Here is a 19,947-nt window from a genome sequence, read left to right on the forward strand (position 1 = left end):
CATCACGTTTCACGATTTAATTATATCAACTTTTCTTGATATACCAGATCCAACTGGCAGGGTCAACCGGATTTCATGCAAAAATTTTGAGGGTAACGACAGGGGGATGGGACAATGCGGAATGCAAAACGAGGCGGCGAATGGCTCGCCGCCTCGTTAAAGGTTGGGGATCTACTGGAGTCTCCCTGCCGGGAGATCAGGCCGCTTCGGCCTCTTCCTGAACACCGGTGGCGAACAGCTCGTCAAAGATCTCCTGAACGGTGGTGATCCGGTCCGCCTTCCAGGCATTGGTGCCGCAGAAGACCAGGCCCGAAACGACATCGCCCTTCTGCGCCCGGTCCAGCGACTTGACGATGCAGAACCGTTCGCCCGACTCCTTGTAGGAGCACTTTTTCAGGCAGCCGTTATCGCAGAAGGTATGGTTCAACTGGTCGTAGAGGACGATCTCCTCCTGGTTGCGCAGGATGGCCCGCCCCGGCAGTCCTGCCGGGCTCATGATCAGGCCGATATCCTCCTGGCGGCAGTCCAGGTATGCCTGCTTGAATTCGGGAGAGGCATCGCACTCCTCGGTGGCAACGAAGCGGCTGGCCATCTGCACGCCATCGGCCCCCTCGGCCAGGGCATGGAGCAGGTCTGCCCGGTCCCAGACGCCACCGGCAGCGATCACCGGCACATGCACCCCGTATTCAGCGATGAAAAAATCTCTCACACCGCGCACCGTGGCGTACTGGTCGTACTGGCCGGTACCGATGTTCTCCATCTTCTCTCCCAGGTGGCCGCCGGCCGTATCGGGATCTTCGACAACCACGGCGTCGGGCAGGCGCGCGAACCCTTTTTCCCATTTCTTGGCGATCAGCTGGGCAGCCTTGACCGAGGAAACAATGGGAACCAACGCAACATCGGGGGCATGGGCGGTGAGCCCCGGCAGACTCAAGGGGAGGCCGGCGCCGCAGACGATCACCTTGGCGCCCCCTTCGATGGAAGCCCTGACAAGGGCCTCGAAGTCGGACAGGGCCACCATGACGTTCACGCCGACGATGCCGTCCGGCGCGATCTCATAGGCCTTGGCCAGTTCGTCCTTCAGGGCCTGCGGGTCTGCCTGCAGATAATTGATTCCATCATAGCGGTTGCTCCCCAGGGCGATCCCCGCTGCCGCCACCAGGCCGACGCCACCGCAGCGCGCCACGTGGCCGGCCAGCGAACCGCCGGAGATCCTGACCCCCATGCCGCCCTGAATGACTGGATATTTTACTTCGTGTTTCCCGATCTTGAGTGGCTGCATGGTCTGCTCCCTTTCCCCATAGCTGCTGGCATGTCTTAAGGTAACAGAAACCGGGCAGACAGTGATGTAATAGAAATGTAAAATATGTTTACACTATGCAGGGTGCGCACAAGACGGGCTGCATGCAGTCGTCCTTGCACATTGACAGGGATGGTGGTACACAAAACCCATGCGCTGGATAAAAAAACTCTTTCATCCGCTTATCGCCTTTATCGGTATCCAGCTGGTCTGGGTGCTGGTGGTGGTCTTCTGGATCTACTGGTTCATCGGCCGCCACAAGGAATTCCGCGACCTGGCCGAACGCTACCGGCCCGAACTGGCCGGACGGCTCGACTGGATAGTGCTGGCCGAAGGCCTGGTGCTGCTGGTGGTGATCCTGGCCGGCGTCTACGTGTTGTTCATGGTCTGGCGGCGTCAGTCCAACCTCTACCGGCAGCAGAAGAACTTCATCTCCCAGGTCACCCATGAATTGAAGTCGCCGCTCGCCTCCATCCAGCTGCACCTGGAAACCATCAGGCTCAGAAACCCTCCTCCCGACAAACTGGAACGTTTTCTCGACACCATGCTGTCGGATACCGACCGGCTGCACAACCTGATCAACAACCTGCTGATGGCGGCCCGCCTGGAGGACCGCCGTCGGCCTGCCCAGTTCCCGGTAATCGATTTCTCCGCCTTTGTCGCCACTTATCTGGAACGGAAGCAGGCCAAGCTTCCCGAAGGGGGGAGCCTCATCACCGACCTGGAGGAGGGTTTGAAGGTGGCAGTGGATACGGACGGCATGGAAACGGCGCTCCGCAACCTGTTCGAGAACGCAGTCCTCTATTCTCCCGCCTCTCCCGAGATCAGGGTCACGCTCAAGCGCGAAGGACGGCAGTGTGTCCTGAGTTTCAGGGACAACGGCATGGGGCTCGATACCGAGCACCTGCACAAGATCTTCCGCATGTTTTACCGGGTTCGCCGACCCGGCGAGAATATCCGCGGCACCGGGCTCGGACTCTACATCGTCAAGTCGGTGGTCTCCGAGCACGGCGGCAAGATAGCCGCGGCAAGCGACGGCCCGGGAAAGGGATGCACGTTTACCATCTCCCTGCCGCTGGCGACTTAGCAACGAAGAGGGGCGTATGGCCGAAGAACAACCACACATCCTGCTGGTGGAAGACGAGATCAACCTGGCTCGCGGCATTTGCTTCAACCTGGAGCAGGACGATTTCCGCGTGAGCCACGTGGAGAGCGGCGAAGAAGCCCTTGAGCGACTGCGGTTCGACCGCTTCTCCCTGGTCATCCTCGACGTCATGCTTCCGGGCATGGACGGGTTCGCCGTCTGCCGGGCCATCAGGGGGCAGGATTCCCGCGTGCCGATCCTGATCCTGACCGCACGGACCGACGAAGAAGACCGGATCATCGGCCTGGAGAGCGGCGCCGACGATTATCTGACCAAGCCGTTCTCGCTCTCGGAATTCCTGCTGCGGGTGAAGGGGATGCTGCGCCGCTCGGCCTGGTACCGACCCGAACCGATCGAGGAGGCCTACCGTTTCGGCGATAACGAGGTGTTCCTGCTCTCCTACCATGCCCGCACCGCACAGGGAGAGATCGATCTCACCGATCTGGAGGTGCGGATGCTCTCCCTCTTCTTCCAGAAGGAAGGGGAAGCGGTCACCAGGAAGGAGCTTTTGGAGCGGGTCTGGGGCTACAGTTCGGACACGGAAACCAGGACGCTTGACAATTTCATTGTCAGGTTGCGCAAGTATTTCGAGCCCGACCCGGCAAATCCGGTCTTTTTCCAGACCGTGCGGGGGGTGGGGTACCGGTTCACCAGGAGCGCCGTAACCCGTCACACATGAGACAAAAACAGCCGGCTGTGAGGCGTACGGACAGAAACGGAAACGGCCGGAGGGGGGAACCCTTCCGGCCGTTTCCGTTCAGAATGACGCGATGCGATTCAATGTCTGTCAGATGCCTGCCTTTTCCCTGATGATCGCTGCCTTGTCGGTCCGCTCCCAGGTGAATTCCGGCAGTTCGCGGCCAAAATGGCCGTAGGCGGCGGTCTTCTTGTAGATGGGGCGCAAAAGGTTCAGCTGCTCGATGATGGCGCGGGGGCGCATGTCGAACACCTCGCGGACGATCTCGGCAATCCGTTTCGCCGGGATCTTGCCGGTGCCTGCAGTGTCGACCAGGATGGAGACCGGCTCGGCAACGCCGATGGCATAGGCGACCTGGATCTCGCACTTCTCGCAGATGCCGGATGCCACCAGGTTCTTGGCAACGTAACGCCCCATGTAGGCAGCGGAACGGTCGACCTTGGAGGGGTCCTTGCCGGAGAATGCGCCACCGCCGTGGGCGCCATGGCCGCCATAGCTGTCCACGATGATCTTGCGGCCGGTGAGGCCGCAGTCGCCCATGGGACCGCCGACAACGAAACGGCCGGTCGGGTTGATGAGGTAACGGGTCTTATCGGTGATCATGTTGGCCGGGATGACCTTCTTGACCACCTCTTCGATGATCCCTTCCTTGATGACATCGTAAGTCACTTCAGGGGTGTGCTGCGACGAGATGACCACCGTGTCCACATAGGCCGGCCTGCCGTCCTGATACTGGATGGAGACCTGGGACTTGGAATCGGGGCGGAGGAAATTCAGCAGACCGGACTTGCGCACATCGGCCAGCTTCTTGACCAGCTTGTGCGACAAGAGGATGGTCATCGGCATCAGTTCGGGTGTTTCGTCACAGGCATAGCCGAACATCAGACCCTGATCGCCGGCCCCCTGCTCCTTGAAGAGCCCCTCACCCTCGGTTACCCCCTGGGAGATGTCCGGCGACTGCTTGTCGATGGAAACGAGGACGGCGCAGGTCTCCCAGTCGAATCCCATGGCAGAGTCGTTGTAACCGATCTCCTTGATGGTCTCGCGGACCACCTTCGGGTAGTCCACCACGGCGGAGGTGGTGATTTCGCCGGCAATGACCGCCATGCCGGTGGTCACCAGGGTCTCGCAGGCTACCCTGGACTTGGGGTCCTGGGAGAGGATTGCGTCAAGGATCGCATCGGAAACCTGGTCGGCAACCTTGTCGGGGTGCCCTTCGGAAACCGATTCTGACGTAAAGATATAATCGTCCATCTCCATCATGTGGAACTCCTCCTTGCTATGTGTACTGTACGGGAAATGTCTGGGAAAGACTGTACTTTATAGCGTTTATCGCGGGAGATTGTCAAGGGTGAAAACGTGCGGTAGTGCCGCCCGGAGGCAGGAGAGGTCAGTCGAAGCTGTCCGCGTAATGGGCCGTGATTTCAGCCTTGAGGAAGCTTCCGATCTCTTCGGCAGTACTCAGGGAAAGGGCCCGTTGTACGAGCTGTTCCGCGTCGGTCCTGTTACAGCGGCGAAGGATCCTTTTCACCCGCGGGATGGAAATGCCGTTCATGGAGAGCTCGTCGAAACCGAGGCCAAGGAGAATGGGCAGATAATCCGGCTCGCCCGCCATCTCGCCGCACATGCAGGCATCTATGCCGGCAGCATGGGCAGCGTCGACCACCTGCTTCAACGAGCGGAGGACAGCGGGGTGGAGCGGTTCATAAAGATGCGCCAGATGCTCGTTGGTCCTGTCTATTGCCAGCGAATACTGGATCAGGTCGTTGGTGCCGACGCTGAAGAAATCGACCTCGCGCGCCAAGAGGTCGGCAATGACCACCGCCGACGGGATCTCGATCATGATGCCGATCTCGATATCCTCGTCAAAAGGGATCCCTGTCTGACGGAGTTCCTGCTTGGCAGCCTCCAGGAGCTGCTTGGCCTGCCTGATCTCCCCCACTCCGGAAATCATCGGGAAGAAGATCCTGACCTTGCCCAGGGCGCTGGCGCGGAGGATGGCACGTAGCTGCGGCATGAAGGTTTCTGGCTGGCGCAGGGAAAGCCGGATAGCCCGAAGGCCCAGGGCAGGGTTGAGCTCGTCGGCGAGATTGAGATCGGGGACGAATTTGTCCCCTCCTACATCGAGGGTGCGGATGGTGACCGGGTGCGGCGCCATTGCCGTGACGACTTCCGAATAGCAGGCAAACTGTTCCTCTTCGTCGGGAAGCTGGTCGCGCCCCATGAAGAGCATCTCGGTACGGTAGAGGCCGATTCCTTCCCCGCCATGTCCTTTCAGCGAGGCGATCTCCTCGATGAACTCCATGTTACCCTTGAGGCAGACTCGGTAGCCGTCAAGGGTGACTGCCGGCAGGTCACGGAGTTTTGCCAGCTCCCGCTCGATGTATTCGTAGTGCAGTTTACGCTTGAGGTACTCGCGGAAGGTCGCTTCGTCCGGATTGATGATCACCACGCCGGCAGAACCGTCGATGATCATGTGCTCGCCGTCGGCCACCTCCTGGGTAATCCGCTCCAGGCCCACCACTGCCGGGATCTCCAGCGCCCTGGCCAGGATGGCCGAATGGGAGGTCTTCCCCCCCAGGTCGGTGACGAACCCGATCACCTTGCTCTTGTCGATCTGGAGGATGTCTGCCGGCGAAAGGTCGTGAGCCACAACCAGGGCCATTTCGGGAACGGCGGTGAGCGGTTCGTGGATCTTCCCCACCAGCTTGCGCAGAACGCGCTCGCCGACGATCTCGATGTCGCTCCCCCGCTCGCGGAGATAGTCGTCTTCGATGGCGGCAAAGAATTCGCGGAATTTGAGGATGGTCTTTTTCAGCGCCCATTCGGCGTTGATCGCTTCCGTCTCGATGAGTGCGACGGTCTCGCGCTGCAGCATGCTGTCATCGAGCATCATCAGGTGGGTATCGATAACGTAGAGGTGCTCTGGTCCGTGCTGACCGGCCATCTGCTCTTTGAGCGCCCGCAGCTCGCCCCGTGCCTGGCCGAGGGCAGCCATGAAACGCTCGATCTCAGAGGGGATTTCCGGCTGCTGGAGGTATTCCTCATGCACCGCCACACGGCTCCGGTCAGTGAGCCTGGCCCTGCCAATGGCAACGCCGGGCGACGCCCCTACCCCCTGCAACTCCCGGTTGTTACTCCTCACCGAATCCATTTTCGATCAGCTCCCCCAAAGCCGCCATTGCAGCGACTTCGTCGGCCCCCTCGACATGAAGCCGAATCACGCTCCCCTTGGCAGCGGCCAGCATCATGATCCCCATGATGCTCTTGCCGTTCACTTCCACGTCTTCCCGGGCCACCTTCACCTCGGATGAAAACTGGATGGCAGTCTTAACGAACAGTGCAGAAGCACGGGCATGCAGCCCGAGTTTGTTGACGATGGTGAAGTGCTGTTCCAGCATGGTATAGGGCTGTTCTCCTGAAGTGGATTACCTGAGGTAGTCGCCGGCCACGGAGATGCTCTCCCGACCACACGCCTTGAGTTGTGCCGCCAGTTCGGAGATGCCCACCTTGCCGCGATCACTGAAGAATTTGATGAGCATGGGGAGATTGACCCCGGTCATGACCTCGATCCGATTATCTTCCAGAAAGGAGAGACTCATGTTGGACGGTGTCCCGCCGAACATGTCGGTCATGATGATGACCCCTTCGCTGTTTACCTTCCTGATGGCTTCATCTATGCCCGTCCTGATGCTATCCACCGGATCGCCAGTCTGAATGCCAACCGTCTCGGCCATTTCAACCGGACCGACAATCATCTCAGCAGCTGCCAGCAGTTCGCGGGCAAGCCCTGCATGGGTCACCAATACGAGTCCGATCATGTTCTCATCCCTTTTCCATATCGCGATGCGTTATTTTCAGTTCAACGTTTTTGCCGCTGAAATAGGATTTCAGCTCCTCTACTATGGCAACCGACCGATGGCGGCCCCCGGTACAACCGACCGAGATGGTCAGATACGATTTCCCTTCCCGCTGGTACCCAGGGATGAGCACATCCAGGAGCTCCCGGTACCTGTCCAGAAACTCTTTGGTAACCGGCTGTTCCAGAACGAAACCCTTCACCTTCCGGTTGAGACCGGAAAATTTCTTGAGCGTCTCGACAAAGAAGGGGTTGGGCAGGAAACGGACGTCGACGACCAGGTCCGAATCCATGGGGATGCCGAAGCGGTAGCCAAAGGACTGGAGGTGGACGGTCAGTCGCCGGTTCCCTTCTTCTCCCCGGATGTAGGAGAGAACCATCTCTTTCAGCTGATGGACATTGAGCTCCGAGGTATCGAAGACCCGCGTGGCAATACGCCTGAGTCCGGCCAGGCATTCCCGCTCGTAACGGATCGCTTCGGCAACCGAAGCACCAGCCAGGGCGGGATGACGCCGGCGGGTCTCGGAAAAGCGCCGGATCAGAACTTCGTCGGTGGTATCGAAAAAGAGGACCTCAAGCCGGTGCCCCGAGAGCTGGACCTCCCGCAGGACATCCTCACCCCCCTTGAGAAAATCGCGTCCGCGGATGTCCATGACCATGGCCACGTCGCGAACCTGGTCCTTGGACCGGTCAACCAGTTCGATAAAGGTGTGAATCAGCGTAACCGGCAGGTTGTCGATGCAGAAGAATCCTTCATCCTCAAGGGCCCTTACGGCAGTCGACTTTCCCGAACCGGAGAGACCGGTGATTACGACGATCCGCATCTCACTCCACCTCATCGCCAATGGGCCGCACATCCAGCCGGGAGAGAAGCTTCTCGTGAAACTCCTTTGCCGAGTGGTACCCCATCCCCTTGAGGAGATAGTTCCGGGCAGCTACCTCGATGATCGAGGTCAGGTTGCGTCCGGGGCGAACCGGGATGATCAGGTGAGGCAGGCCGATCCCCAGGATGGTGTGCACCTGTTCGTCGATGCCCAGGCGGTCGTACTCCTGGGCCGGGTTCCATTCCACCAGTTCCAGGACCATGTCGATAATTTTTTTCTCGCGAATGGAGGAAACCCCGAACAGGTCCTTGATGTTGATGATGCCGAGCCCCCTGATCTCCATGTGGTGCTGGATCGCTTCGGCAGCCTGGCCCACCAGCGCAGCCGGCATCTTCTTCTTGATGAAGACCACGTCATCGGCCACCAGCCGATGGCCACGGATGACCAGGTCGAGGGCGCATTCGCTCTTGCCGATACCGCTTTTCCCCAGCAGCAGGACCCCCACCCCGAGCACATCCACCAGCACCCCGTGCACATGGGTCGTGGGGAGCAGCCGCTCCTCCAAAAACTTGGTAATGAGCGAAATGAAGGTCGACGACTGGCGCGGCGTCACCAGCAGCGGGATACCGGCCTTTTCAGTCTCGCGACGGAGCATTTCCGGGGGTTCGAGCCCCTTGGTAACGATAAAACAGGATATGGGGAACGAACAGAGCTTGGCGACGTTGTCCTGGGCGTGCTGCTCGGGGATCTGCAGCATGTATGAGATTTCGGTATTGCCGAGCACCTGGAGACGATCGGGGTGGAGATGTTCGGTATAGCCGGTAAGTGCGAGTCCGGGCTTCTGAATGCGGGAGCTGTAGAGACGATGGCAAAGCCCTTGCTCACCAGATATCAGGCGCAGCTCGAGCCCGTATTCGTCATCATTGAGAAGGTCTTCTATGGAGAGGCTGATAGTGCTCACGCGATGCTGTCCCGCTCTACGACAATTGCGGTGATCTCATCCGGCGTCCCGGCCGTCATGAGCCTCTCACGGACAGCCGAGTCCTTGAGGAGACGGGAAAGCCGGGCAAGCAGCTTGAGATGGATGCCGGCAGCCCCCTCTGGGGCTGCCAGCAGAAAGAAAAGATGCACGGGACGGCCGTCAATGGCTCGAAAATCAACCCCGTTGAAACTGCGCCCAAAAAGCAGCACCGGCTCTTTGAGTTCAGGCAGTTTGCAGTGCGGAATGGCAATCCCGTCACCGATACCGGTACTTCCCAGTCCTTCGCGATCATGGAGCAGTTGCAGCAGCACTTCACGGGAAACTGCAGGAGATCCCTGCACCAGCCTGTCGGCAAGTTCGGCAAGGGCCTCTTCTCCCTTCGTGGCCTGCAGGTCCATGATGACGTCAGCAGGCTTCAACACGAGTGCACCCTTCATCTGTCAACCCCGGTTCAGGAGAAGAGGCCGAAGCCCGTTGTCATTGTGCAGTTTCAATCAGACCATAGTTGCCGTCACGGCGGCGATAGATAACGTTGATGCTGTCGGAACCCGCGTCTGTGAAAACCAGAAAGTCCTTGTGCATGAGATCCATCTGCATGACCGCCTCATCCACCGACATCGGCTTTATGGAAACGGTTTTAGTCTTGATGACCACCGGCTCCTTGCTCTGTTCAAGTTCCTCGGCTCCGATGATCTTTTTCTGCACCTGGCGCTCGGGGGCATCGGCAGGCTTGTGCGCCTTGAGACGCTCCTTGTAACGGCGGAGCTGCCGCTCGATTTTGTCGATGACCGCATCAATGGCTGCATACATGTCGTTGGTCGCCTCAGAGGCCTTGGTGGTCACTCCTTTGGCATTGATGGATATCTCGACGATGTGACGGATCTTTTCCACGGTCAGATAGACTTGGGCCACGATCGGCTCGTCTATGTATTTCTTGATCCGCTCGAGCTTTTCTTCGGCGTAGCTTTTGAGCGCATCACTCGGTTCCATGTGCCTGAAAGTAGTTGCAATCTGCATGAGTATTCCTCCTCTATGTATGGTTCATGTGCTGACGGCCCACAATGGTCCGCGGTCTTGAACCGCATCCCCGCAGGGCCGGAAATGCCGGTTTCAGAAGAGCCGCTTGCGTTCCGATGATGAGCCGATCCGGAGCATCTCGCGGTATTTGGTCACGGTCCGACGGGCTATGTTGATCTGGTGGGCGGAGAGCAGTTCCGCAAGTTTCTGATCGCTGTACGGCTTTTTCGGATCCTCGTTTTCCAGGATCTCCTTGATCTTGTTCTTGACACTCTCCGAGGCGATGAAATCACCGTCAGTGGTGGAAATGCCGCTATTGAAGAAGTATTTCAACTCGAACAACCCCTGGGGCGTCTGCATGTATTTGTTGGTGGTGACCCTGCTGATGGTCGACTCATGCATGCCGATATCCTCGGCAACGTCACGCAGAACCAAGGGTTTGAGATAGGCGATCCCCTTGTCCAGGAATTCACGCTGGAACTTGACGATGCTCTTTGAGGTCTTGTAGATGGTCCGTTGCCGTTGATGGATACTCTTGATCAACCACAATGCCGAGCGCATCTTCTCGCTCAGGTACTCCTCGACCTTGCCCGACTGGTTGCGCTCTGCCTTGGTTTCGTTGCTGTACAGCGGGTTGATGCGGAGATTGGGCATCCCCTCTTCATTGAGCAGGACCACGTATTCCTCCCCCACCTTGGAGACAAAGATGTCAGGGGAGATGTACTGTACCTCTTCCTGGCCATAGAGACGACCCGGCTTGGGGTCGAGGCCGGCAATGATCCTGGCGGCGAGCAGGATGTCATTGACCTCGACACCCACTGCCTTGGCAATCTGCTTGTACTTGCGGTTCTCGAGATCCTTGAGGTGGGAGGTCAGGACCGCTTCCACCACACTGCCGTCCATCCCCAGGTTACGGACCTGCAGGAGCAGGCATTCCCGCAGGTCGCGGGCGGCAACACCGGCCGGGTCGAAATCCTGAATCCGGGCCAGTACACTGACGACAGCCTCTTCATCCACGTTGCAGATCTGCGCGATATCGGCAGTCGGCGAGCGGAGATAGCCATCCTCATCGATATTGCCGATGAGCTCGACGCCGATCAGGCGCTCTTCGTCGGTAAACCGGTTGAGATTGAGTTGCCAGATCAGATGATCGGAGAGAGTCCCTTTTTTGGTGAGGATGTTTTCATAGGAGGGGCGGTCATCGTCGTCGTCGTAATACTGCTCGCCGGCACTGTAGTTGTAGCCCTCAAGGTAGGAATCCCAGTCCATCTCCTTGATGGTCTCTTCACCGGCGGCCACTTCCTTGAATTCAACCGCCTCGCCCGTTACCGGGATCTCTTCCTTTTCCTGCAGTTCGAACTGATCTGTCTCACGGATCTCTTCCTGTTCGGCGGATTCGTCGAGCACGGGGTTTTCTTCCAGCTCCTGACGGATCACATCCTGGAGCTCAATCCGGGAAAGCTGGAGGAGCTTGATAGCCTGCTGCAACTGGGGCGTCATCACCAGTTGCTGAACCATCTTCATCTGTTGGCGCATCTCAATGGCCATAGTGCCTCGTTTTACAGTCTGAAGGAATCACCGAGATAAATCTCGCGGGCCTTTTTACTCTCTGCGATCTGCTGCGGGTCGCCGAACTCCAGCACCTCACCGGCGTTGACAATATAGGCGACATCACACACACCAAGGGTTTCACGAACATTGTGATCCGAAATCAGGATACCGATCCCTCTGCCCCGAAGGTCGGCAATGATCCCCTGGATATCCATCACGGCAATGGGGTCGATGCCGGCAAAGGGTTCGTCCAGAAGGATGAACGCCGGACCGGTTGCCAATGCCCTGGCAATCTCGACTCGCCGCCTCTCGCCACCCGATAGGGCGTAACCGTAACTCTGGGCAATGTGACTGATGCCGAGATCGGCCATGAGAGTATCGGTACGCTCTTCGCGCTCCCCCCGCGACAGATTCATCATCTCCAGAACTGCCAGGAGATTCTGCCGCACCGTGAGTTTGCGAAAGACCGAAGGCTCCTGGGGGAGATAGCTGATTCCCCGGCGAGCCCGCTGGTGCATCGGCATGGCAGTCAGATCCTCTTCGTCGAGCAGGACCTGCCCGCTGTCCGGACGGCAGAGCCCCACCACCATGTAGAATGTGGTGGTTTTACCGGCACCGTTCGGCCCCAGGAGACCAACCACCTGACCGGAGGTGACCTCGAGCCCAATCCCTTTTACGACACCCCTGTTGCCAAAACTCTTCATGAGGCCGCGGGCAAAGAGTTTTCGCTCAGGGGCTGGTGCCGACATTGCTTCCCGCACCTTTGGGATGGATGACTGCCTGAACCCGTCCCTCTGAACCGCCGGTTACCACGCTCTTCTGCTCATTAACGTAAAAGGTGATCGTCTTGCCGGTCACCATATCTTCACCTTGGTTCACCCGGGGATTATCCTCTAGGAGGATGGTGCCGCTCTGATTGTCGTAAAGCGCCCGACCCGACTGGCCAATCCGGTTGCCCTGGACGATCCGTACCTTGCCCAGCGCCTCCACCTTGGTGACCTCCCGCTCTTTCGTCCCATAATGGACAATCAGCCGGTCGCTGTAAATGGTGATGTCGCCCTGTCGGGCCGTGACATTGCCGGAAAAGGTTGCCGTTTTCTGTGCATTGTCCGTGGAAAGCTCATCGGCCTTGATCTGGATCGGTTTATCGCCACGGACTGCAGGCTGAGCCGGGGACTCGGCATGACCGGGACGGCAGAGCAGCGACACCAGGACCACGATCTGCAGAAATAGGCTATGCCATTTCACCGGTGCATACCATTATTGACATGCGCCGTCACGTCGTTCTTTACCCGCAGCCTGGCACTTGCCACCCGGTATTCCATCCCTTTTCCTTCCACCATGATACTGCCGTCGGAGTATTTCACCGAATCATCGGTGGTCAACAGTTCTTGCGCTGCAAGAAAACGGACGCTGGCAGTGGTGAATTCCATGCCTGAGCTGCTCGTTGCCTTGACCCCTCCACGCAACAGAACATCCTTGGTGGCACTATTGTATTCGGCCTGTGCAGCGGTCAGGTGGATATCTCCGGCCGGCCCGCCGGCAAGCAGGTTCAATTTTACCCCAACCAGATGCACCAGGCTCTGTTCCGTATCATAATCAGCCCGGTTGGCCAGAAGTATCCATTTGGTGTTACCGTTACGGGTCTCGGTAAAACGGATTCCTTGCAGCGCCAGGTCCGCTGATCGTCCTGACGAAAGGGGGGCTGAAGCTGGCTGCCTCCGCGCCGGAAGGTGCCGATGAATAACAACCGCCAGCACGATAATGGCCGCCATTATCACCAGTGCCAAAAGCAGCCTGATTTTACCCGCTGTCCGCATAATTCGTCGGAAGTATAACACCGGACAGTGGGACTGTAAAGCGGATTGTCATCCCTTGGCGTAACATTGGCACAGAGATTGAACTAGCAACAGTATATTGCGCTGTTATCCGGACAGCATGACACAATCGGGGCTCAGCACACCGGATGTTTTTCCTACCAAAACCTGTAGAAATCCGCTATGATGGCGAAGTTTCACAACTGCCTTCCCGAGGGTCTCATGAACTCTGCAGAAAAGGTTTTCATCGTCGGTTGCGGCGATGTCGGCATACGCGTGGCCAGACACCTGCTCGCCACCGGCTGCCACGTATCCGGATTCGTTCGCACTGCCGAAAATGCCGATCGCTTACAACAGCCTGGAATATCTCCTGTTCTGGGGAATCTGGATGAACCGGAATCACTCATCAACCTGCCGACTGCAGGTGCAATCGTCTATTATTTTGCCCCCCCGCCCGGCGGTGGGTTCAGGGATACGCGGCTGAGAAACTGGTGTGCCGCCATTTCACCGGATGCGAAACCGGCACGGGTCATTTACCTCAGTACCAGCGGAGTGTATGGCGATTGCGGGGAAATGACCGTTACCGAGGAGACACCACCCAACCCGCAGACTTCGCGGGCAAAGCGCCGATTCGATGCAGAAACGTTTCTTGCGGAGTGGGGGAAAAAGGAACGGGTCCCGGTCATAATCCTGAGAGTTACCGGTATCTATGGTCCGGGCAGGTTGCCGGTGATGCACCTGATGAACGGCACGCCACTGCTCAATGCGCATGAAGCGCCTTCAACGAACCGCATTCATGCGGAGGATCTTGCCAGGGTCTGTATCGCTGCCGCCGCCAAGGGGGTGGATGGCGACATCATCAATGTCAGCGACGGCGAGCATGGAACCATGACCCAATACTTCAATGCCGTTGCAGACCTTCTCGGTATTCCCCGTCCTCCCCAGGTGAACAGGGAAGAAGCGGCACGACTCATGCCGCCGCTCCTGTACTCCTACTTCAGCGAAAGCAGGCGGATGGATAATCGTCGGATGCTGGAACACCTGGGGATAGCGCTCCTCTATCCGACGCTGGCAGAGGGGCTCCCCTCCTGCAGGCCCGATAATTGGCAGACACCACCGGCCAAAGGAGGAAACCACCTGTAAGGACTGCGTATGTACCTGCAGCAGCAGGCAAGGTAGCAACCACCCCCGTAGCGGGGAAAGCAGATCACCATTCGTGCCAGGTTACGGCACGAGTCAGCCCGGAGGGGCGTGCGATGAACGAGTTGAAAATCCTCCTGATAGAAGACAACCCCGATGACGAATTCCTCACCCGCCGCATTCTGTCCAAACTCGACCAGAACAACGTCAGTGTCGTCCACGAGGGAGAACAGGCGCTCCGGTATCTGTTCGGGGATGAAACCACACACCCCGGGGCTCAGGTCCGAAACAAACCCGACCTGATCCTTCTGGACATCAGGATGCCCCTGGTTGATGGACTGGACTTTCTTGAGGTGGCCCACTCAAACCTGCGCACCCATGATATCCCGGTCATCGTTGTCAGCTCTTCACGCCTTGAACGGGAAGTGGAGCGTTGCTTTGAACTGGGAGCGAGGGCATATCTCACCAAACCGATCGACAGCAAGGAACTCGTGAGAATCATCGAACAACACTGCCAGAGCAGCTAGCCTGCTTCCAAACGGGAGCCAGTCGTTCTCGTTCTCTACCAGAGAGTGCCGTCTGCAGCGTCACAACCGTTCTTTTCTTCTTTACCCGCCGTAATAGCGCGCCGTCACGCTCTCCCAGGCGCCGATCCCCTTGAGGAGCAAGTCGCAGACCTCGCGAACCGCCCCCCAGCCACCCCTGTTCCGCGTCACGAAATGGACCTCTTCCTGCACATAATCCAGCGCATCCGCAGGCGCGGCAGCGAAACCGACCCGGCGCAGGACCGGGATGTCGATGATATCGTCGCCGACAAATGCCACGTTTGCGTCCGTAAGCCCCTTCTGACGGAGGATTTCCAGATAGGGTGTCAGCTTGTCCAGGGCCTTCTGATAGACCAGGTCGATCCCCAGTTCGGCTGCGCGGTTGGCAACCACCTGGGACTGGCGGCCCGAGACGATCCCCACCTCGATCCCTGCCCGCTGGACCATCTTGATACCGTGGCCATCCTTGACATTGAAGAACTTGGACTCGACACCGTTGGCATCATAGATGATGCGGCCGTCGGTCAGCACACCGTCCACATCGAGCAGCAGAAGTTTAATCTCCTTGAGTCGATCGTTCATCTGAAAAGAGGCCCGGGCATCTGTCGCGACGCGGCAGCATCAGGGCCGTCCTCCTTGAATGGGATTAAGCTGCTCAGGCCAGTCCTGCCTTGAGAAGATCGTGCAGGTGGATGATACCGATCGGAATATCAGAGGTGTCGTCTTCGAAGACGAAAAGGGAGGTAATGGAGAACTCCTCCATCTGCTGCAGGGCCTTGGCGGCAAGTTCCATACCCTTGATGCGCTTGGGATTGCGGGTCATGAGAGCGCCGGCCGGCTGATTGATGATGTCGCTCCCCCGCTCCAGGGCACGCCGCAGGTCGCCATCGGTAATGACCCCCACCAATCTCCCCTTGGCATCCACGACACCCGATGCTCCCAGTTTTTTGGCAGTGATGACGAAGAGCGCCTCGCGCATGGGTGTCTCTTCGCTGACCAGAGGCATGGCATCGCCACTGTGCATGAAATCGGCCACCGTGAGGAGCAGTTTTTTTCCCAGAGAACCGCCGGGATGGAACAGCGCGAAATCTTCGGCGCTGAATCCGCGCTGAACGAGCAGAGCAACTGCCAGAGCGTCCCCCATGGCCAGGGTGGCGGTGGTGGATGCAGTGGGAGCCAGCCCCAGGGGGCAGGCCTCCTCTTTTACGGAGATGTCCAGGACGATATCGCCGGCTCGCCCGAGGGTCGATACAGGGTTGCCGGTCATGGCGATGAGCCGGGCTCCCAACCGCTTGATCACCGGAAGGATGCGCAAGAGCTCCTCGGTCTCGCCGCTGTTGGAGACACCGATCACCACATCCCCCTTCATGATCATGCCCAGGTCGCCATGAATCCCTTCGGCGGGGTGGAGGAAAAATGCCGGGGTCCCGGTGGACGCCATGGTGGAAGCTATCTTCTGGCCGACCAACCCCGATTTCCCCATGCCGGAGACAACCACCCGACCCCGGGACGACAGTATCATCTCGACGGCCCGTTCAAACTCGCCGTCTATCCGTTCCGCCAGTGCCTTGAGGGCGTCGGCCTCAACCTGTATGACCCGTTTTGCTTCCTGAACTATCATGGTATATCCAGTCATTCCTGCCTAAGAGTGCGGAAAACGCGGGCAGTCCCTGCCGCACGCATCATTTCTCATGCTTTACGATATGGTCGATCGCCTTCAACTGCTTCAGGAGATCGGCAAGGTCGTCGAGTTTCAGTGAATTGGGACCATCGCAGAGCGCCTTGTCGGGATTCTCATGAACCTCCATGAAAACCCCGTCGACACCCGTGGCAACGGCAGCGCGGGAAAGATACTCCACGAATTCCCGCTGGCCGCCGGAAGAACCTCCCTGGCCGCCGGGAAGCTGCACGCTGTGGGTGGCATCGAAGACTACCGGGCAGCCGGTACCCCGCATGATCGGCAGGCTCCGCATATCGACCACCAGGTTGTTGTAACCAAAGGTGACCCCGCGTTCCGTGAGGACGATCTGTTCATTGCCGGTGGACTGGGCCTTCCCCACCACGTTCTCCATATCCCAGGGGGCGAGGAACTGCCCTTTCTTGATATTGATCACCCTGCCGGTCTTTGCCGCAGCCACCAGCAGGTCGGTCTGACGGCAGAGAAATGCCGGGATCTGCAGCACATCCAGCACCTCGGCCGCAGCGGGTATCTGCTCTATGGAGTGGATATCGGAGAGTACCGGCACCTCCAGCGACTCCCTGACCTTGGCCAGGATCCGCAGCCCCTCTTTCAGACCGGTACCGCGAAATGAGCCCACCGACGTCCGGTTTGCCTTGTCATAGGATGCCTTGAACACGAGCGGCATGGAGACGGCATTGCAGATGGTCATCAACCGCTCTGCAGTGCGGAGGGTGTTCAACTCGTTCTCGATCACACAAGGGCCTGCAATGAGAACGAGCGGCCGATTGCCGCCCATCCGCACATTTCCCGTAACGATTTCCCTGGTCATTGATCTCCCCTTCAGCCCTTTCTGTTCGAGAGCGCCGCTGCAATAAAGGCGCGGAAGAGCGGATGCGGATTGAGCGGTTTGGACTTGAATTCAGGGTGGAACTGACAGCCGAGGAACCAGGGATGGTCGGCAATCTCCACCACCTCCACCAGGTCTACCTCGGGATAGATGCCGGACAGGACCAACCCGTTGCCGGTCAAACGGTCACGGAACGCGTTGTTGAATTCGTAACGATGGCGATGCCGTTCCAGGATATCGGCAGCACCGTATGCCTTCTGGGCAAAGGTCCCCTTGGCCAGCGAACAGGGATAGGCACCGAGACGCATGGTTCCGCCCTTTCGGGATACCCCTTTCTGCTCCTCCATGAGGTGAATGACCGGATTGCCGCAATCTACCTTGAATTCACTGGAAAAGGCATCGGTAAGCCCGCAGACGTTGCGGGCAAACTCCACCACTGCCATCTGCATCCCCAGGCAGATCCCGAAAAAGGGGACCCGCCGCGTCCGGGCGTATTCGATGGCCATGATCTTCCCTTCCGTTCCCCGTTCGCCGAAACCGCCGGGAACCAGAATGCCGTCCGCATCGTCCAGCAGACCGTCCACCCCTTCCTGCTCGATCTTTTCCGCATCGACAAAGGTGAGACGCACCCGGCAGTCGTTGGCGATGCCGCCGTGTACCAGCGCCTCGTTGAGCGATTTGTAGGAATCGGCCAGGTTCACGTACTTGCCGACAATGGCAATCCGCACCTCTCCATGGGCAGGGTTGCGCAGCTTTTCCACAACCTCCTGCCACGGAGTGAGATCCGGCGATTTGGTCCAGATATTGAGCTTGTCCACCACCTGCTCATCGAGCCCTTCACGGTGCAGGGCCAGGGGCACGGCATAGATGTGCTCGGCATCGGCAGAGGTAATGACGGCCTTCTCGTCCACGTTACAGAAAAGGGCGATCTTGGCCTTCAACTCCTTGGGGAGTTCCTGTTCGCAGCGGCAGATCAGGATATCGGGCTGGATGCCGATCTCCTGCAGCTCCTTCACTGAATGCTGGGTCGGTTTCGACTTCAGCTCGCCGGCAGTCCGGATATAGGGGACCAGGGTTACATGGAGATAGAGGGTGTTGCCCGCCCCCCGGTCATGGCGAAACTGGCGGATCGCCTCCAGGAAGGGGAGCGATTCGATGTCGCCCACGGTCCCCCCTACTTCGACGATGGCCACATCGTGCCCCTTGGCATTCTCGATGATCTTGTGCTTGATCTCGTCGGTAATGTGGGGAATGACCTGGACGGTGCCGCCGAGATAATCCCCCCGGCGCTCCTTCTCGATCACTGAATAGTAGACCTGGCCGGTGGTGAAATTGCTCTTCTTGGAGAGCTTGGCTGAGGTGTAGCGTTCGTAATGTCCGAGGTCCAGATCAGTCTCGGCGCCATCATCCGTGACGAACACCTCGCCGTGCTGGAACGGCGACATGGTTCCGGGATCGACGTTGATGTACGGATCGAGCTTCTGCAGGGTCACACGAAGGCCACGAGCCTCCAGAAGAGCTCCCAGCGATGCAGAAGCAAGCCCCTTGCCGATGGAGGAGACCACTCCTCCGGTAACAAAAATGAATTTGGTCTTCATGGCAGCTCCTCAACATTGAACCGCTCTAGTGCCGACCTGTTGACTCCACGTTCAGTGCAACACCTCGGCATGCAAGCGGTCCAATATCGAAACAATTCAGTTCTTTTTCAACCTCTCCAACACTTTGTCAAGATCTGACGGCGTATCCACCCCGATGGATTCATGGGCGGTCTCCACGACCCTGATCCGGCATCCATTTTCCAGAACCCGCAACTGCTCCAGCTTTTCCGCCTGCTCCAGGAACGTGGGGGGCATCTTGGCAAACCTGAGCAAGAATTCCCGCGAATAGACGTACAGACCGACGTGCTTGTAACAGAGCAGTTTCCCCGAGGCAAACACCTCGTCCTTCAGATCGTTCCACTTATCCCGGAAGTTGGGCACGGGAGAGCGGGAAAAATAGAGCGCATACCCCTCCCAATCAGTCACCACCTTGACCACATTGGGGGAAAGAAAATCGTGCAGGTTTTTGATCCTGGATTTCAGGGTCCCCATGACGATCGACGGATCCTTTATGAGCGGTGCAATGGCCTCATCGATCATGGCCGGTTCGATGAGAGGCTCATCCCCCTGGACATTGACGATGATATCGCTATCAAGCCGCGCGGCAACCTCGGCAAGGCGATCCGTGCCGGTTTCGTGGTCGCGGGAGGTCATCTCCGCATGCCCCCCGAAAGACCTTACGGCAGAGGCGATGCGCTCGTCATCGGTTGCCACGATCACCGACCCGACCAGTTTGGCCTGGATGGTCCTTTCGTAGACATGCTGTACCATCGGCTTGCCAAGAATATCGGCAAGCGCCTTGCCTTCGAACCTGGTTGAGGAATACCTGGCGGGGATAACCGCAGTGATCTTCATGACCTTGGGACCTTGCGGTGGAGTGGCCTGAAAGCGCCCTGTGGGCGTTTCTATGCGGCCGTCCCTTCATGGGGTGGGACGAATAAAGCT

The 19,947-nt window shown here is 58.5% G+C and carries 22 protein-coding genes; 4 read left to right on the forward strand and 18 right to left on the reverse strand.

What is annotated here, in order from left to right:
* Positions 1–196 precede the first annotated feature (196 nt).
* Positions 197–1,282, reverse strand: a complete 1,086-nt coding sequence (locus GJT30_14755) for a nitronate monooxygenase (GenBank protein ID MSM40872.1) — start codon at positions 1,280–1,282, stop codon at positions 197–199.
* A gap of 169 nt (positions 1,283–1,451) precedes the next feature.
* On the opposite strand from GJT30_14755, the gene GJT30_14760 reads away from it, so the two are divergent.
* Together GJT30_14760 and GJT30_14765 are read left to right on the forward strand one after the other, a co-directional pair.
* Positions 1,452–2,387 (forward strand): sensor histidine kinase, encoded by a 936-nt coding sequence (locus GJT30_14760; protein MSM40873.1) that lies wholly within the window; start codon positions 1,452–1,454, stop codon positions 2,385–2,387.
* Between the two features lie 16 nt (positions 2,388–2,403).
* Complete coding sequence (locus GJT30_14765; protein ID MSM40874.1) at positions 2,404–3,123, forward strand: response regulator; 720 nt, start codon at positions 2,404–2,406, stop codon at positions 3,121–3,123.
* Between the two features lie 108 nt (positions 3,124–3,231).
* Here GJT30_14765 and GJT30_14770 read toward each other — a convergent pair whose 3' ends face one another.
* The 12 genes from GJT30_14770 to lptC all read right to left on the reverse strand — a co-directional run bounded on the left by GJT30_14770 (position 3,232) and on the right by lptC (position 13,194).
* Complete coding sequence (locus tag GJT30_14770) at positions 3,232–4,401, reverse strand: methionine adenosyltransferase (GenBank protein ID MSM40875.1); 1,170 nt, start codon at positions 4,399–4,401, stop codon at positions 3,232–3,234.
* Between the two features lie 130 nt (positions 4,402–4,531).
* Entirely contained in the window at positions 4,532–6,295 is a 1,764-nt protein-coding gene (gene ptsP, locus GJT30_14775; GenBank protein ID MSM40876.1) for a phosphoenolpyruvate--protein phosphotransferase, read from the reverse strand.
* Positions 6,276–6,542 carry an HPr family phosphocarrier protein gene (locus tag GJT30_14780; protein ID MSM40877.1) on the reverse strand — a complete coding sequence of 89 codons (267 nt, stop codon included), beginning with the start codon at positions 6,540–6,542 and terminating at the stop codon, positions 6,276–6,278. The genes ptsP and GJT30_14780 overlap by 20 nt, the downstream gene beginning before the upstream one ends.
* Before the next feature lie 27 nt (positions 6,543–6,569).
* Positions 6,570–6,962: a PTS sugar transporter gene (locus tag GJT30_14785; protein MSM40878.1), complete on the reverse strand. Its 393-nt coding sequence runs from the start codon at positions 6,960–6,962 to the stop codon at positions 6,570–6,572.
* Between the two features lie 4 nt (positions 6,963–6,966).
* Positions 6,967–7,824 carry an RNase adapter RapZ gene (rapZ, locus tag GJT30_14790; protein MSM40879.1) on the reverse strand — a complete coding sequence of 286 codons (858 nt, stop codon included), beginning with the start codon at positions 7,822–7,824 and terminating at the stop codon, positions 6,967–6,969.
* A 1-nt stretch (position 7,825) separates the two neighbouring features.
* The gene (locus GJT30_14795; GenBank protein MSM40880.1) at positions 7,826–8,785 is read right to left on the reverse strand and encodes an HPr kinase/phosphorylase; all 960 of its coding nucleotides are present in this window, start codon (positions 8,783–8,785) and stop codon (positions 7,826–7,828) included.
* A complete protein-coding gene (locus GJT30_14800; protein MSM40881.1) occupies positions 8,782–9,243 on the reverse strand; it encodes a PTS sugar transporter subunit IIA in 462 nt (153 codons plus the stop codon). The genes GJT30_14795 and GJT30_14800 overlap by 4 nt, the downstream gene beginning before the upstream one ends.
* Positions 9,244–9,283: 40 nt before the next feature.
* Positions 9,284–9,823, reverse strand: a complete 540-nt coding sequence (raiA, locus tag GJT30_14805) for a ribosome-associated translation inhibitor RaiA (protein MSM40882.1) — start codon at positions 9,821–9,823, stop codon at positions 9,284–9,286.
* Between the two features lie 93 nt (positions 9,824–9,916).
* The gene (gene rpoN, locus GJT30_14810) at positions 9,917–11,371 is read right to left on the reverse strand and encodes an RNA polymerase factor sigma-54 (protein MSM40883.1); all 1,455 of its coding nucleotides are present in this window, start codon (positions 11,369–11,371) and stop codon (positions 9,917–9,919) included.
* An 11-nt stretch (positions 11,372–11,382) separates the two neighbouring features.
* On the reverse strand, positions 11,383–12,123 hold the full coding sequence (lptB, locus tag GJT30_14815) for an LPS export ABC transporter ATP-binding protein (protein MSM40884.1): 741 nt from the start codon (positions 12,121–12,123) through the stop codon (positions 11,383–11,385).
* On the reverse strand, positions 12,104–12,622 hold the full coding sequence (gene lptA, locus GJT30_14820; GenBank protein MSM40885.1) for a lipopolysaccharide transport periplasmic protein LptA: 519 nt from the start codon (positions 12,620–12,622) through the stop codon (positions 12,104–12,106). Before lptA ends, lptB begins: the two co-directional genes overlap by 20 nt.
* A complete protein-coding gene (lptC, locus tag GJT30_14825; GenBank protein MSM40886.1) occupies positions 12,619–13,194 on the reverse strand; it encodes an LPS export ABC transporter periplasmic protein LptC in 576 nt (191 codons plus the stop codon). Before lptC ends, lptA begins: the two co-directional genes overlap by 4 nt.
* 219 nt (positions 13,195–13,413) lie before the next feature.
* Here lptC and GJT30_14830 point away from each other — a divergent pair, with 219 nt between their 5' ends.
* Both GJT30_14830 and GJT30_14835 read left to right on the forward strand, forming a co-directional pair.
* Positions 13,414–14,334 carry an NAD(P)H-binding protein gene (locus GJT30_14830; protein MSM40887.1) on the forward strand — a complete coding sequence of 307 codons (921 nt, stop codon included), beginning with the start codon at positions 13,414–13,416 and terminating at the stop codon, positions 14,332–14,334.
* A 113-nt stretch (positions 14,335–14,447) separates the two neighbouring features.
* Positions 14,448–14,858, forward strand: coding sequence for a response regulator (locus GJT30_14835; protein ID MSM40888.1), 411 nt, complete (start codon positions 14,448–14,450; stop codon positions 14,856–14,858).
* Positions 14,859–14,939: 81 nt separating this feature from the next.
* Here the strand turns inward: GJT30_14835 and GJT30_14840 are convergent, their stop codons facing one another.
* The 5 genes from GJT30_14840 to kdsB form a co-directional block, all read right to left on the reverse strand.
* Complete coding sequence (locus GJT30_14840; GenBank protein MSM40889.1) at positions 14,940–15,458, reverse strand: HAD-IIIA family hydrolase; 519 nt, start codon at positions 15,456–15,458, stop codon at positions 14,940–14,942.
* Between the two features lie 73 nt (positions 15,459–15,531).
* On the reverse strand, positions 15,532–16,497 hold the full coding sequence (locus GJT30_14845) for a KpsF/GutQ family sugar-phosphate isomerase (protein MSM40890.1): 966 nt from the start codon (positions 16,495–16,497) through the stop codon (positions 15,532–15,534).
* 61 nt (positions 16,498–16,558) lie between these two features.
* Complete coding sequence (gene kdsA / locus GJT30_14850) at positions 16,559–17,386, reverse strand: 3-deoxy-8-phosphooctulonate synthase (protein MSM40891.1); 828 nt, start codon at positions 17,384–17,386, stop codon at positions 16,559–16,561.
* Between the two features lie 11 nt (positions 17,387–17,397).
* Positions 17,398–19,002 (reverse strand): CTP synthase, encoded by a 1,605-nt coding sequence (locus tag GJT30_14855; GenBank protein ID MSM40892.1) that lies wholly within the window; start codon positions 19,000–19,002, stop codon positions 17,398–17,400.
* Between the two features lie 96 nt (positions 19,003–19,098).
* Positions 19,099–19,857 (reverse strand): 3-deoxy-manno-octulosonate cytidylyltransferase, encoded by a 759-nt coding sequence (kdsB, locus tag GJT30_14860; GenBank protein ID MSM40893.1) that lies wholly within the window; start codon positions 19,855–19,857, stop codon positions 19,099–19,101.
* Positions 19,858–19,947: the final 90 nt, after the last annotated feature.

This window comes from Geobacter sp., from assembly GCA_009684525.1.
Taxonomy (GTDB): Bacteria; Desulfobacterota; Desulfuromonadia; order Geobacterales; family DSM-12255; genus Geoanaerobacter.